The organism is Sphaerisporangium sp. TRM90804 (genome assembly GCF_029846175.1).
Taxonomy (GTDB): Bacteria; Actinomycetota; Actinomycetes; order Streptosporangiales; family Streptosporangiaceae; genus Sphaerisporangium.
Genome location: NZ_JARWAC010000015.1, coordinates 105,194 through 117,622, shown reverse-complemented (window position 1 = coordinate 117,622; position 12,429 = coordinate 105,194). Strand labels below are relative to the sequence as shown.

The window sequence follows — 12,429 nt, the reverse complement described above, 5'->3', positions numbered from 1 at the left end:
CATTCTCGCCCTCGACGCTACTGACCACCCCCCGACCCGGTCAACCTCTCGCCAGGTCGGCCCGGTCGTGGAGTGTCGGTATGTTACGGCGGCGTTGACGGGGCAGGGCGAGCGGCGTAGCTTGCACAGCAAACGTTCTCGGGCAGAACTTTTGTTCGCTCAGCGAACGGGCTCCCACCTGCTCCTGGAGTGCTCATGCGCCGCTCGGTCCGCGCCGCCGCGATCGCCCCGCCGGCGACGACGACCGCCCGCGACTCCCCGGGGAGCCCTGCGGCGGCCGGCGGCGGGGACGCCGCCGGCGCCGACACGTCCGCCTGGGCGGGCGGGTGATCATGCTCTTGTCCTCGCCGGCCGTCGTCACCGAGGACCTGAAGATCGGCTTCCCGCCGGAGCGCGATCAGCTCCCCACCCGCGGCCTGCCGCGCTTCGCCGAGCCGCGCGGCCACGTCCGCGCCGGGACCCGGCGCGCGAACGGCCCGATGAGCGTCCCGGCGGCGCGCCGCCGTCCTGGCCGAGGGCCGGCGGGACGCGCGGTGAGCGGCCGGGGGTCCCACGGCTCGTACCGGTCGACCGACCGGAGCTCCATCCACCCGAGAGGGGATTGATCGTGGACTTCCTCGATCCCAAGGTCTGGACCGGCTCCATCTACGGCGCCGACGGCTGGGCGCCGTCGCTGGCCGGGGACGCGCCCGTGGTCGAGCCCGCGACCGGCCACGAGATCGGCCGCGCCGGAGTCGCCGGCCCCGGCGACGTCGCCGCCTCGGCCGCTCGCGCCGCGCAGGCGCAGCGCGCGTGGGCCGCCACCTCCTTCGAGGAGCGCGCGGCCGTGTTGCGCCGGGCCGGGCGCCTGTTCGAGGAGCACGCGGCCGCCATCGCCGGCTGGCTGGTGCGCGAGGCGGGCAGCGTGCCCGGCAAGGCGGGCTTCGAGACGCACGTGGCCGCCCAGGAGTGCTACGAGGCCGCGGCGCTGGCGTCCCAGCCGCCGGGCGAGATCCTGCCCACCGCCAAGCGGCGGCTCAGCCTCGCGCGCCGCGTGCCCGCCGGGGTCGTCGGGGTGATCGCGCCGTTCAACGTGCCGCTGATCCTGGGCATCCGCTCGGTGGCGCCCGCGCTGGCGCTCGGCAACGCCGTGGTGTTCAAGCCCGACCCGCGCACCGCCGTCTGCGGCGGCGTCGCGGTCGCCCGCGTGTTCGAGGAGGCGGGCCTGCCGCCTGGCCTGCTGCACGTCCTGCCGGGCGGCGCGGAGACCGGGCAGGCGATCGTCACCGACCCGAGGATCCGGGTGATCTCCTTCACCGGTTCGACCGCCGCGGGGCGGGCGGTCGGGGAGCTGGGCGCCCGCCACCTCAAGCGCGTCCACCTGGAGCTCGGCGGGAACTCGGCACTGGTCGTCCTGGACGACGCCGACCTCGACCTCGCCGTCTCGGCCGCCGCGTGGAGCTCGTTCTTCCACCAGGGCCAGATCTGCATGACGGCGGGCAGGCACCTGGTGCACGCCTCGATCAAGGACGAGTACGTCGAGCGGCTCGCGGCCAAGGCCGACGCCATGCCGGTCGGCGACCCGGCGACCCAGGAGGTCGCGCTCGGCCCGCTGATCGACGAGCGCCAGCGCGACAAGGTGCACGCCCTGGTCACCGGCAGCGTCGACGGCGGCGCCCGGCTGGCCGCCGGCGGCACCTTCGAGAGCCTGTTCTACCGTCCCACCGTGCTCACCGACCTGACGCCGGCCGCGCCGGCGTACGCGCAGGAGGTGTTCGGGCCGGTGGCCCCGGTCATGCCGTTCTCCTCGCCCGAGGAGGCCGCCGCCCTGGCGGCCGACAGCGAGTACGGGCTCTCGCTGGGCATCCTCACCCGCGACGCCATGAAGGGCCTGGCCCTGGCCGACCTGGTGCCCACCGGCATCGTGCACATCAACGACCAGACGGTGGACGACGAGGCGGTGGCCCCCTTCGGCGGCGTGGGCGCCTCGGGCACCGGCTCGCGCTTCGGCGGCACCCGGGCCAACGTCGAGGCGTTCACCGAGACCCAGTGGGTGACCATGCAGGGCGACATCGCCCGATATCCGTTCTGACCGCGCGAGGTTCAGACCCTCGTGGGCGCTTGTGTGACGTTCGATAGGCTCCGGGGCTCATGAGGCGTCCGAGACCCGCGGTGGTGCTGCTGCTCGCGGGCCTCGTGCTCGCCTCGCTCAACCTGCGTCCCGCGCTCGCCGGAGTGTCGCCGCTGCTCGGCGACATCATGCGCGACCTGTCGCTCACCCCGGCGGCGGGCGGGGCGATCACCACCGTCATGGTGGTCTGCCTGGGCGTCGCGGCCCCGCTCGCGCCCGCCATGGTGTCGCGCATCGGCGTCGACCAGACGCTGCTGGCCGCGCTGGTCGTGCTGGCCGCCGGGGTCGGGCTGCGCGGCGCGGGCGGCGTCGTCGCGCTGTACGCGGGGTCGGCGGTCGCCGGGACGGCCATCGCGACCATGAACGTGATCATGCCGGCGGTGGTGAAGCGGCACTTCCCCGGCAGGGTCGGCGTGCTCACCGGCGTCTACGTCTCGGGCCTGGTGACCGGCGCGGCGGGAGCCTCGGCGCTCATGGTGCCGCTCGCGGAGGAGTACGGCTGGCGGGCCGCGTCCGCGTCGGTCGCCGCGCCGGCGCTGGCCGCCGCCGTGCTGTGGGCCCCGCAGGCGTTCGCCCCGCGTCACCGCGAGACGGGCGGCGGACGCCGGCCGTACGCCACGCTGCTTCGCAGGCGCGTCACCTGGTACGTCATGGGCTTCATGGGTGTCCAGTCGATGACGTTCTACGTCATGCTGGCCTGGCTGCCGACGATCTTCCGCGACGCCGGGCTCCCCGCCGACCAGGCCGGGTACCTGCTGGCCCTCACCAACCTCGCGCAGATCGCCGCCACGCTCACCGTGCCCGTCCACGCGGGGCGGGCGCCCTCGCAGGCGCCGCACGTCGCCGTGGCGGCCGTGCTGACCGCGGTCGGGTACCTGGGCGTGCTGCTCGCCCCGGCGACGGCGCCCTGGCTGTGGATGGTGGTGCTGGGCCTCGGCCAGGGCGCGTCGATCGCGCTCGCCCTGCTGATCATCACACTGCGGGCCCCCGACCCCGCCTCGGTGACCGCGTTGTCGGCGGTCGCGCAGTCGTCCGGCTACGTGCTGGCCGCGCTCGGCCCGCTCGCCGCCGGGCTGCTCCACCAGCTCTCCGGCGGCTGGACGGTGCCGCTGGCCGCCGGGCTCGGCGCCTGCGTCGTGCAGCTCGCGCTCGGCCTGCCGGCCGGGCGGGCCGAACCCGGGCGGCACCCGCGTGTCACGCGGGAGGCGGGGGTGTGACCTGGCCTACCATCGATCGTGATCATCATTCGCTGGCTCCTGGCCGGCGCGGTGTCGATCGTCCCGCCGGTGGCGCCCGCGGACGCCGCCGGCCCCTTCGCCGTCACGACGCCCGCCGGGGCGGCCGTCCCCCGCCCCGGGGCGACGCCCCCCGGAGCCGGAGCCGAGGGCACGGCCGGCGGGAAGGCTCCCGAGCCCCGCCCCGCCGTGATCGGGCACCGGGGCGCGTGCGCGTACCGCCCGGAGCACACGCTGCTGTCGTACGAGACCGCGATCCGCATGGGCGCGGACTTCATCGAACCCGACCTGGTGTCCACCAAGGACCACGTGCTCGTCACCCGGCACGAGAACGAGATCTCCCAGACCACCGACGTCGCCCGGCACCCGGAGTTCGCGTCCCGCAGGACCACCAAGGTCATCGACGGCCGCACGCTGACCGGCTGGTTCACCGAAGACTTCACCCTGGCCGAGCTGAACACGCTGCGCGCCGTCGAGCGCCTGCCCGGGCTGCGCCCGGTCAGCGCCGCCTACGACGGCCGGGAGCGCGTCGCGACCTTCGAGCAGGTCGTCGCGCTCGCGCGGCGGCGCGGCGTGGGCGTGTACCCGGAGACCAAGCACCCGGGGTACTTCGCCGCCATCGGCCTGCCGCTGGAGCGGCCGATGCTGGCGACCCTCGCCCGGCACGGCTGGCGCGAGCGGTCCGACCCGGTGTTCGTCCAGTCGTTCGAGACGGCGAACCTCAAGGCGATGCGCGGCAGCACGCGGCTCCGCCTCGTCCAGCTCCTGGAGGCCTCCGGGGCGCCCCGCGACCTGATGGCGGCGGGCGACCCGCGCACCTACCGCGACCTGGCCACGCCCGCCGGGCTGCGCGAGATCGCCACCTACGCCGACGCGGTCGGCGCGCACACCCACCTGCTGGTGCCCCAGGACTCGGCCGGCCGCCGGCATCCCGCCACCACGCTGGTGCGCGACGCGCACGACGCCGGCCTGAAGGTCCACGTGTGGACGGTACGGCCGGAGAACTCCCACCTCCCGGCGGATTTCCGCACGGGCGACCCGGCGTCCCCCGGCCACGCGCGCGCCCACGGCGACATGGCCGGCTGGCTCCGCGAGCTCCACACCCTCGGCGTCGACGGCGTCTTCACCGACGACCCGGGCGTCGCCAGGCGCGTCCGGGACACGCCCGGCTAGACCAGCGCCGCCTCGTCGGCGCCGACCTGGCGGAGCTCGTCGGCGTAGCTGACCGAGGTGCGGCGCATGACGCCGTCGTCGCTGATCGAGTACTGGCCGAGGCGCCACAGCGGGGGGGAGTAGGCGTGGATGGACACGCTGGCCTCGGCGTGGCCGTTGATGCGGTGGATGTGCTCGGGGCCGAACGACAGCGTCTGGCCCTCGGAGACCAGGGTCTCCAGGTGCTCGCCGCCGATGCGGGGGTTGGCCTCCACGAGCGTGCCCGCGAGCACCCGCACCGCGCCGGAGGAGACGTCGTGGTCGTGCCAGCCGGTGTCGTCGTCGCGGCGCCAGCAGATGACCCAGATGTCGACGTAGGAGTCGCGGTAGAGGGAGGTGTAGTGCCGCGCCTCGCCGGCTTCGCCGAACGAGACGGTGTGCGACCACAACTCCGGCCGCCGCGCGAGGTCGTCGACCAGCTCCCGCAGCTCGTGCTTGCCGAGGAAGCGCTCAGGCAGGGACTCCCAGCTCATCGCGCTCGGCTCCTTTCTCTTTCCAGTAGGCGTGCCGGGTTGGTGACCGACATCTGGTGTTCGGCGGCCTCGCCCAGGAGGGTCTCGGCCGGTGAGGCGTAGGGGCGGTCGGAGCCGAGGACGACGACCTCGACGCCGAGCACGCGGGTGACGGCGTCGATGGCCTGGTGGCCGTAGGAGGAGGTCTCCAGGAACACGTCGGGGTCCACGACGCCGCGGGTCGTGCCGCCCCGGGCGATGAAGCGCTCGACGTGCAGGGGGGCCAGGCCGGCGAGCAGCGCGAAGCAGACGCGCAGCCGCGGGTGCCGGGGGCGGCCGAAGGCGTGGAAGGCGTACCAGGCGGCGTGCATCTGCTGGACGTACGGGACGACCGCGGGCCACCACCCGGGCGTGCCGGGCGCGGACGCCGGGCCGGGGTGGACGAACAGCGGCAGGCCGCGCTCTTCGAGCAGGTCGAGCAGGGCGGCGGCGCGGGTGAGGCCGTCGGCGTCGAGCAGGGCGGTCGCCGGGAGCTGCAGGCCCGCGAAGCCGCGGTCGAGCACGGCGGCCGTGCGGCCGGGGTCGATCTCGGTGACGCAGGTGGAGGCCCAGGCCCCGAACGCGGACGGCAGCCCGAGCGCGCCCTCGTGGTAGGCGGTGAGCAGCGGCCAGGCCTCCCCGGCGGGCAGGTGCTCGATGCCGAGCGGGCTGGACAGCGAGACCAGCGCGAGGTCGAACCCGCGGTTCAGCTTGAGCCGCCGGTCGAGGTCGTGGTCGGCGGGGTTCACCTCGTAGGGCTCCTCGCCGTCGAGGAACAGCGTCCAGCCGTCGAGGTAGGGCGGCGCGGCGCGCCGCCGCAGCGCCTCCACGAACTCGCGGGTCCAGATGTGCTGGTGCACGTCGATGCTCATCGTCATCACCTCCTCGCAGGTCAGAGTGTACCCGACTATTCCTACTATCTTTGTAGGCAATCTCTCGGGACCACTCGTGAAGCGGTTCACTGATTCGTTTCAGTGAACCGCTTCACCTACCTTCCCGTCAAGTCTTTCCCGCGCCGGTCCGGTCGAGCCGGATGCCTCACCGGCGGGGGGGTGGGCATAGGCTGTGGACGTGTCGCGTTCCCAGCCGCGCAAACGGGCGACGATCCGCGAGGTGGCCCAGGCGACCGGTCTGTCTCCCGCGGCGGTCTCCTACGCGTTGCGCGGCATGCAGGTCTCCGAGGAGACCATCGAGCGGGTGCGTCAGGCCGCCGCCGAGCTGGGGTACGAAGCCGATCCCATCGCCCGTGCGCTGGCGAGCGGGCGCACCGGCATGATCGGCCTGCTGTGCGGCTCGCTTGAGGACCTTTGGCAGCAGTCGCTGGCGGTCGGCATCGGGCGCGGGCTGCGGGAGAAGGACCGCTACGCCCTGATCCTCGACGCCGCCGGCGACCCGGCGCGGGAGCGCAGCCTGGCCCACCAGCTCCGCGACCAGCGGGTGGACGGCATGATCGTCCAGCCCGTCGACCCCGCGGCCCCCATGTGGGCCGCGCTGGCCGACACGCTTCCCGTGGTCGCCATCGGCGACGCCCTGACCGGCGCGAGGACCGCGGGGGAGGTGGTGTTCGACAACCGCAGGGGCGTGACGCTGGCCCTGGAGTACCTGAAGGGCAAGGGCCACCGCCGCCTCGCCGTGCTCACCCCCACCCGCCCCAGCACGCCCGACCGGCCCGCCGACGTCCACGTGACCGCCGAGGCCGAGCGCCTGGGCCTCGACATCGACGTCGTGACCGCCCCGCACGGGCTGGGGCCCACCACCGAAGCGGCGCGCGCCGTGCTCGCCTCCGGCTCGCGGCCGACCGCCGCCTTCTGTTTCTCCGACTCCATCGCCTACGGCGTTTACGCGGCGGCTGGGGAGGCGGGCCTGACGGTTCCGGGCGACATCTCCGTCATGGGGTATGACGACCACCCCATGTCGGGCCTGCTCACCCCGGGCCTGACCACCGTCGACTGGGACATCGACGGCATCGTGCGGGCCGCCGTGCGCCTGGTCGTCGCGGCGGCCGACGGGCAGACGCGCAGGCGCCGCGTCATCCAGGCCCCCGAGCTTCGTGAACGCGGGTCGGTGGGCCCGCCGGCGGGCTGACGGCGTCCGGCGGCCAGGCCCGGCGTTCCGCGGGCGGGCTCAGTCGTCGTTCAGGCCGAGCAGCAGGTCGGCCAGCCAGCTGATGAGGCCGACCAGGATGGCGCCCCAGAAGGCGGCCCAGAAGCCGGTGACGGCGAACGGCAGGTCGAGCTGCTCGGCGATCCAGCTGGTCAGAAGCAGGAGCAGCGCGTTGACGATCAGCGCGAACAGGCCGAGCGTCAGCACGTAGAAGGCGCACCCGATGGTCTTGATGATCGGCTTCAGCACGGCGTTCACGATGCCGAAGATCAGCGCGACGGCGATGAGCGTGCCGGCCGTCGTCGCCGTGGTGCCGCCGGAGACGTTGATCCCGGGCACCAGATACGTGGCCGCCCAGAGCGCGCCCGCGACGACAAGGATCTTGAGGATGATCTTCACGCGGTCGATGCTCGCACGGGTCGCCTGGTGATCGGTAGGGTCTCACGGCCTGTCGAGCTCCTGTTTGGCGGTCCGAGCCCGTTTGACGACGGAAACGTGGGCAAGTTGATCGCCAAGATGTGCATATCACCCCTTTGACGGGGAGAAGTGGGGAAGGAGGTGTCCGATGGACCAGGACGAGCTGCGGTCGCTGTCGCCCAAGGAGCTCCACGACAGGGCGGTCCACTACGCCGTGGCGCACGGTGACGTCGGCTTCCTGTGGGAACTGTTGAAGATCATTCCCGCGGCCGAGGCCGCGAGCGGCCACGGTGGCGAGGCGGCCAACGACCTCAGCCGGGTCTCGGCGCTGCTCAGCGACGCCATGGCCTCCGGCGAGGGTCACCTCGGCGAGGCGCTGCGCCCGGTCTACGTGGATTATCTGTCCAAACACCCCGACGCCTGAGCCGGCGTCCGGAGGCCTAGGCTCGCTTCCATGGCATCGGTGAATGTGGAGCGTACAGAAGACGGCTTCGTGGCGCGCAACGACCGTGGCGCGCGGGTCGCGATCGGCGGCGGCGAGGAGGAGGGGGTGTTCACCCCCGTCGAGTTGCTGCTGGCGGCGGTGGGCGGCTGCAACATCGTGACGGTGGAGCCGCTCACCGCGCAACGCGGCCACCGCCTGATGCGGCTGGCCATGACGGTCGAGGCGTCCAAGATCGAGCCGACGCTGCTCGGCCCCGTCACGATCACCTACGACGTCCAGCTGCCCGAGGACGACCCCAAGGCGGACGAGATCTATCGGGCGGTCGCGCACCGCGTCCACGAACGGCACTGCACCGTCAGCAGGTCGCTGGAGAAGGGCACCGAGGTCAGGGTCGTACTGCCGGAGTGACCCATGGCTCCCGGGTGCGACCAGGCGGGTCACGTCCCGGGAGTTAGACCGAATCTATACCTTGCGATGACGACCCCCTCAGGCCCCGGTATGTAGTGTTAAGGCAGGTCAAGGGGGATGCGTTAGCGCCTGGAAAGGCGCGCGAGAGCTATCTGCCACAAGGACGCGGTGGGGGACCGCGTCCGTCCTGCGGGACCGCCCGGTGTCTTTGGGGGAAGGCATCGGCGCTGGACCGTAAGAATCGGGGCCGGACAGGCGGGGGACTGTCCGGCCCCGACTCATGCCCCGCCCCGACTCATGCCCGGCCCGTGGGTACACCTGGCCCGGCTGTACGCCCCTGAGAGTCCTGGCCGCGGCGACGCCCTCCGCCCCCCGCCGCTTAGGCCGCCCCCCGCCGCTTACGCCGGCTTCGCCTCCGCCCGCCGAAGCGCCGCCTGCCCTCTCTTCCCAGGCGGTGTCGCCACGGGCTCCCCGGGCTGCCGACTCTCAAACCGGAGGATGCTCCCTTTATGCCTTTATATGCAGATTCATAGACTTTGGGGGGTTAAGGTAGATCTTATTCCCCTTTCGTACGGTATCGTTTGCTTTGTCCTGACCCTGTGGGTAAGGTTCTGGCCAACCGGGTGGTGACCTGGTCTTCCGCCGGAAGCCGCCACCCAGCGTCGAGTCCCCAAGAGCGCGACACGCTCGGCGGGAACCGGGAACCCAATCTCATCGGGGTGAATCCGCGAAAGCGGTAGGGCGACTCCTTAGTCCGAACCCGTCAGCTAACCCGGTAGACGCGTACGGAAAGGAGACCCGAGTGGAGTACTTCACTCCCCACGAATCGCCACTTGGGCGACCCTAGATCTCGGATCACGCCGTCAGAAGCGGCAGACGAGTCGGCTCATGGCAGTCGTCCCCCGGCGAACACCTCGCCACTCACGGACGGTGCCGGCCAAGCGCCACAGCTTACCGACCTTCTTAGAAGAAACCGTGCCCCTCGGCACCGCGATCGACGATGTCTCGCGAACCGGCCGGCAGCGCTTTCCCTCACGCCCCCGAGGCTTCTTCGTCATACGGAGCGTGTTCCATGCCTTCTGATGAAAGATCCTAACTCCCCATGACCTTTTTCCAGAACTCCCCCAAACACCGCTTCGGATGCGGGATCGCGGCCGCCGCCTTCACCTGTGCGAGCGTCCTCGGCGCGACGGCGGTCCACGCGGACAGCAAGCAGCGGCCCCTAGACCCCGCACCCGAGACCACGCAGACCACGGAGATCGCCGAGCCCATCCTGCTCAAGGGCACCACCAAGGCCTCCTACTACTGGGACGACGCCTCCGGCCGCATGGGCGACACCGGCCTCCCTGCCAGCGGCAAGCCCATGCAGAAGGGCCTGTTCGCCAGCCCGAGCTGGCCCCTCCTCACCGAGGGCTACGTGATCTACAAGGGCAAGAAGGCCCCGTTCTTCATCGGCGACCGCGGCCCCGGCATCCCGTCGAACAACGGCGTCATGCTCGACATGGACGGCAAGACCTTCGCCGAACTGGTCGGCGGCAGCTTCAACATGTCCACCCTGACGGTCGCCGGCTTCGGGCCGGGCCACGTCGAGGTCGAGTACGTCGTGACCAAGTGGGGCCCGGGCGTGGGCAAGAAGGACCACCCCGTCCCCTTCTCCAGCGGCGCCTGGAGCGTCCGCGACAACGACCCCGCCACGCCCCCCGCCGCCCCGGCCACCCCCGTGGCCGCCACCGTCGAGTGACCGCTGAAGCACCCTTCGCCGCCGGACCCCCGCCGTCGCCCCGCCGGCGAGCGCCTGGCCACCCCCCATCGCACACGATGTGCGCGCCCTCGCCGGGGCTGCTAAAGTCACCGTAGTCACGCGCCGCTAGCTCAGTTGGTTAGAGCAGCTGACTCTTAATCAGCGGGTCCGGGGTTCGAGTCCCTGGCGGCGCACCACGGCCAAGGCCGATGACAAGGGCATTCTCGTCACCGACGAGGGTGCCCGCAGTCATTTCAGGCCCTCTCGCGGGCCGCTGGCCGGGGGCGGTCCGTCACTTCCCGCCCTCCCGCCGGGGTCCGTCACCTCCGCGATCTTCCCGTGGCACCGCTCACGGGCGGGCCGGGGGGCGAATCGCCAGGGCGTGGCGGAAGACGTCGCGCGGGTCCCACCGGGCCTTCACCCGCTGGAGGCGGGGGTAGTTGTCCCCGTAGTAGATCGTCGACCACGGCACGCCGGAAGTGTTCCACCGAGGGTCGGCGTGGTCGGCGTCCGGGTAGTTGATGTAGGCGCCGCCGAGGTTGCCGCCGGGCACCGGTACGCCGCCGGTGCCGGCGAAGGTCTGCCGGTGGAACCGGCGGATCCACTCCAGGTGCGCCGCGCCGTCCCGGCTCGCGTCCCAGGTGCTCAGGTGGAGCACCTTGAGGATCGACGAGCGCTCCGCGGTCGCCGTCGCCGACGGGGCCACCGCGTTGACCGCGCCGCCGTACGAAAGGAGCCACAGCAGGCCGCTCGACGAGACGTCCCCGGGGGTGCCGAGGTGGTCGTAGGCGACGTCGGCCTGCTCCTCGGTGAAGCGCGCGCGCAGGTAGGCGGACTTGCCCTTGTAGCGCCCCGACTCCGCCTCCTCGCCCAGCGACAGGGTGCGCGCCGCCTGGAACCACGGGTACCGCTCGAACGGCGTGACGAACACCTCGGGGGTGACGCCCTCGGCGACGGCGGCGAAGAAGTCGCCCATCAGCTTCTCCGCCCCGGGCACCCCCGCGTCCATCTGCGCGGGGAGCAGCATCCCGCCCGGGTCGTCGCCCGCCTGGCGGCCGGGGATCAGCAGCGAGCCCCACAGGGTGGCGTACGGGCCTCCCGGAGCGCTGTTGCGCTCGTGCCACTCGCCGTGGTTGCGCAGCAGCCTGCGGAACGATTCCCGGTCCATGCCGTTCCACGACCAGACGGCCGTGCCGGACAGGACGGTGGCCGGAGGCTTCGGCAGCAGCCTGCCCGGGTCGTTCCCCCTGGCGCCGGGGTCGCGCATCCAGTACCGGGTGACGACGCCGAAGTTCCCGCCGCCGCCCCCGGTGTGCGCCCACCACAGGTCGTGGTTGGGGTCGGCCGGGTTCCTGGTCGCCACCACCGCCCGGGCCCGTCCCGAGCGATCCACCACCACGACCTCCACGGCGTGCAGGTAGTCGACCGTCAGGCCGTCGCGCCGCGACAGCGGGCCGTACCCGCCGCCCGCGATGTGGCCGCCGGCGGCCACGCCCCCGCACTGGCCGCCGGGGATCGTGACGCCCCAGCCCAGGTAGAGCTTCCGGTAGGTCTGCATCAAAGTGGCGCCGGCCTCGACGGCGAACGCGCCGCGCTCCTCGTCGAAGTAGACCTCCGACATCTCGCACAGGTCGATCACGACCTGCGCCCCCTCGCCGACGAAGTTCTCGTAGCAGTGGCCGCCGCTGCGCACGGTGACCCGCCGGTTCGCGCGCACGGCGTCGCCGACCGCCTTGACCACCTGCTCGGTGGAGCCGACGAGGTGGAAGTACTCCGGCTCGTGACGGAACCGCTGGTTCGTCCTGCGCACCGCCAGATCCCCGTAACGGGGGTCAGCCGGCCGCACGACGACCGGCCCGAGCGGCGGCGCCGCCCCCGCCGCGCCCGCCGCCCCCGCCCTGGCCGCCGCGGGCTCGGCGATCCCCGCCGCCACCACCCCGCCGCCGAGCGCCGCCGTGCCGCCGATGAACCCCCGCCGGGTGACCTCGCTCATGTGAACCCCCTGGTACGTACCGGAAACGCCGCCTCCCCCGACGCTAGGAGCTCGGCGGGGGCGGGGGAATGCACCCAGTTGCACACGAGGGGTGGAGGTAACTGCACCGGCCGCGCCCGGGGGCGTCGCGGTGGAAGGACGATCCTCAGCGTGGCGGGGGGTCGTCGTCTCCGTCGCGCCGCGCTCTATGGACCGCGGCCGAGTACCGGCCCGGTCGCTGCTGATCTGGCTGGCTTTGTGTGGCAATTCATAGATATTCGCCGGTCTGACGGGC

The 12,429-nt window shown here is 72.6% G+C and carries 13 protein-coding genes, 1 tRNA gene and 1 riboswitch; of the genes, 10 read left to right on the top strand and 4 right to left on the bottom strand.

Features of this window, described 5'->3' with window-relative positions:
* Nucleotides 1-195 precede the first annotated feature (195 nt).
* From PYR91_RS19140 to PYR91_RS19120, 5 genes are read left to right on the top strand one after another with little or no spacing between them, the layout of a single operon-like run.
* A complete protein-coding gene (locus tag PYR91_RS19140) occupies nt 196-330 on the top strand; it encodes a hypothetical protein (protein WP_279781337.1) in 135 nt (44 codons plus the stop codon).
* The gene (locus PYR91_RS19135; protein WP_279781335.1) at nt 327-605 is read left to right on the top strand and encodes a hypothetical protein; all 279 of its coding nucleotides are present in this window, start codon (nt 327-329) and stop codon (nt 603-605) included. Before PYR91_RS19140 ends, PYR91_RS19135 begins: the two co-directional genes overlap by 4 nt.
* A gap of 38 nt (nt 606-643) precedes the next feature.
* Complete coding sequence (locus PYR91_RS19130; RefSeq protein WP_279781765.1) at nt 644-2,071, top strand: benzaldehyde dehydrogenase; 1,428 nt, start codon at nt 644-646, stop codon at nt 2,069-2,071.
* A 59-nt stretch (nt 2,072-2,130) separates the two neighbouring features.
* Nucleotides 2,131-3,327: an MFS transporter gene (locus PYR91_RS19125; protein ID WP_279781333.1), complete on the top strand. Its 1,197-nt coding sequence runs from the start codon at nt 2,131-2,133 to the stop codon at nt 3,325-3,327.
* An 18-nt stretch (nt 3,328-3,345) separates the two neighbouring features.
* Nucleotides 3,346-4,518 carry a glycerophosphodiester phosphodiesterase gene (locus PYR91_RS19120; protein WP_279781332.1) on the top strand — a complete coding sequence of 391 codons (1,173 nt, stop codon included), beginning with the start codon at nt 3,346-3,348 and terminating at the stop codon, nt 4,516-4,518.
* Here PYR91_RS19120 and PYR91_RS19115 read toward each other — a convergent pair.
* Nucleotides 4,515-5,030: a cysteine dioxygenase family protein gene (locus PYR91_RS19115; protein ID WP_279781330.1), complete on the bottom strand. Its 516-nt coding sequence runs from the start codon at nt 5,028-5,030 to the stop codon at nt 4,515-4,517. The genes PYR91_RS19120 and PYR91_RS19115 overlap by 4 nt on opposite strands.
* Nucleotides 5,027-5,920 carry an amidohydrolase family protein gene (locus PYR91_RS19110; RefSeq protein ID WP_279781328.1) on the bottom strand — a complete coding sequence of 298 codons (894 nt, stop codon included), beginning with the start codon at nt 5,918-5,920 and terminating at the stop codon, nt 5,027-5,029. Before PYR91_RS19110 ends, PYR91_RS19115 begins: the two co-directional genes overlap by 4 nt.
* Before the next feature lie 199 nt (nt 5,921-6,119).
* On the opposite strand from PYR91_RS19110, the gene PYR91_RS19105 reads away from it, so the two are divergent.
* On the top strand, nt 6,120-7,133 hold the full coding sequence (locus PYR91_RS19105) for a LacI family DNA-binding transcriptional regulator (RefSeq protein WP_279781325.1): 1,014 nt from the start codon (nt 6,120-6,122) through the stop codon (nt 7,131-7,133).
* Between the two features lie 39 nt (nt 7,134-7,172).
* Here PYR91_RS19105 and PYR91_RS19100 read toward each other — a convergent pair whose 3' ends face one another.
* Entirely contained in the window at nt 7,173-7,550 is a 378-nt protein-coding gene (locus tag PYR91_RS19100) for a phage holin family protein (protein WP_279781323.1), read from the bottom strand.
* Between the two features lie 166 nt (nt 7,551-7,716).
* Between PYR91_RS19100 and PYR91_RS19095 the strand changes: the two genes are divergently transcribed.
* The 4 genes from PYR91_RS19095 (at nt 7,717) to PYR91_RS19080 (ending at nt 10,359) form a co-directional block, all read left to right on the top strand.
* On the top strand, nt 7,717-7,992 hold the full coding sequence (locus PYR91_RS19095) for a hypothetical protein (RefSeq protein WP_279781321.1): 276 nt from the start codon (nt 7,717-7,719) through the stop codon (nt 7,990-7,992).
* 30 nt (nt 7,993-8,022) lie between these two features.
* Nucleotides 8,023-8,421 carry an OsmC family protein gene (locus PYR91_RS19090; RefSeq protein WP_279781319.1) on the top strand — a complete coding sequence of 133 codons (399 nt, stop codon included), beginning with the start codon at nt 8,023-8,025 and terminating at the stop codon, nt 8,419-8,421.
* A 650-nt stretch (nt 8,422-9,071) separates the two neighbouring features.
* Nucleotides 9,072-9,219, top strand: a riboswitch (cyclic di-AMP (ydaO/yuaA leader).
* Between the two features lie 304 nt (nt 9,220-9,523).
* The gene (locus tag PYR91_RS36405; RefSeq protein WP_347943295.1) at nt 9,524-10,162 is read left to right on the top strand and encodes a hypothetical protein; all 639 of its coding nucleotides are present in this window, start codon (nt 9,524-9,526) and stop codon (nt 10,160-10,162) included.
* 120 nt (nt 10,163-10,282) lie between these two features.
* Nucleotides 10,283-10,359: transfer RNA gene (locus PYR91_RS19080), tRNA-Lys, on the top strand.
* Nucleotides 10,360-10,511: 152 nt separating this feature from the next.
* Here PYR91_RS19080 and PYR91_RS19075 read toward each other — a convergent pair.
* Nucleotides 10,512-12,155 carry an FAD-binding protein gene (locus PYR91_RS19075; protein WP_279781317.1) on the bottom strand — a complete coding sequence of 548 codons (1,644 nt, stop codon included), beginning with the start codon at nt 12,153-12,155 and terminating at the stop codon, nt 10,512-10,514.
* Between the last annotated feature and the right edge of the window lie 274 nt (nt 12,156-12,429).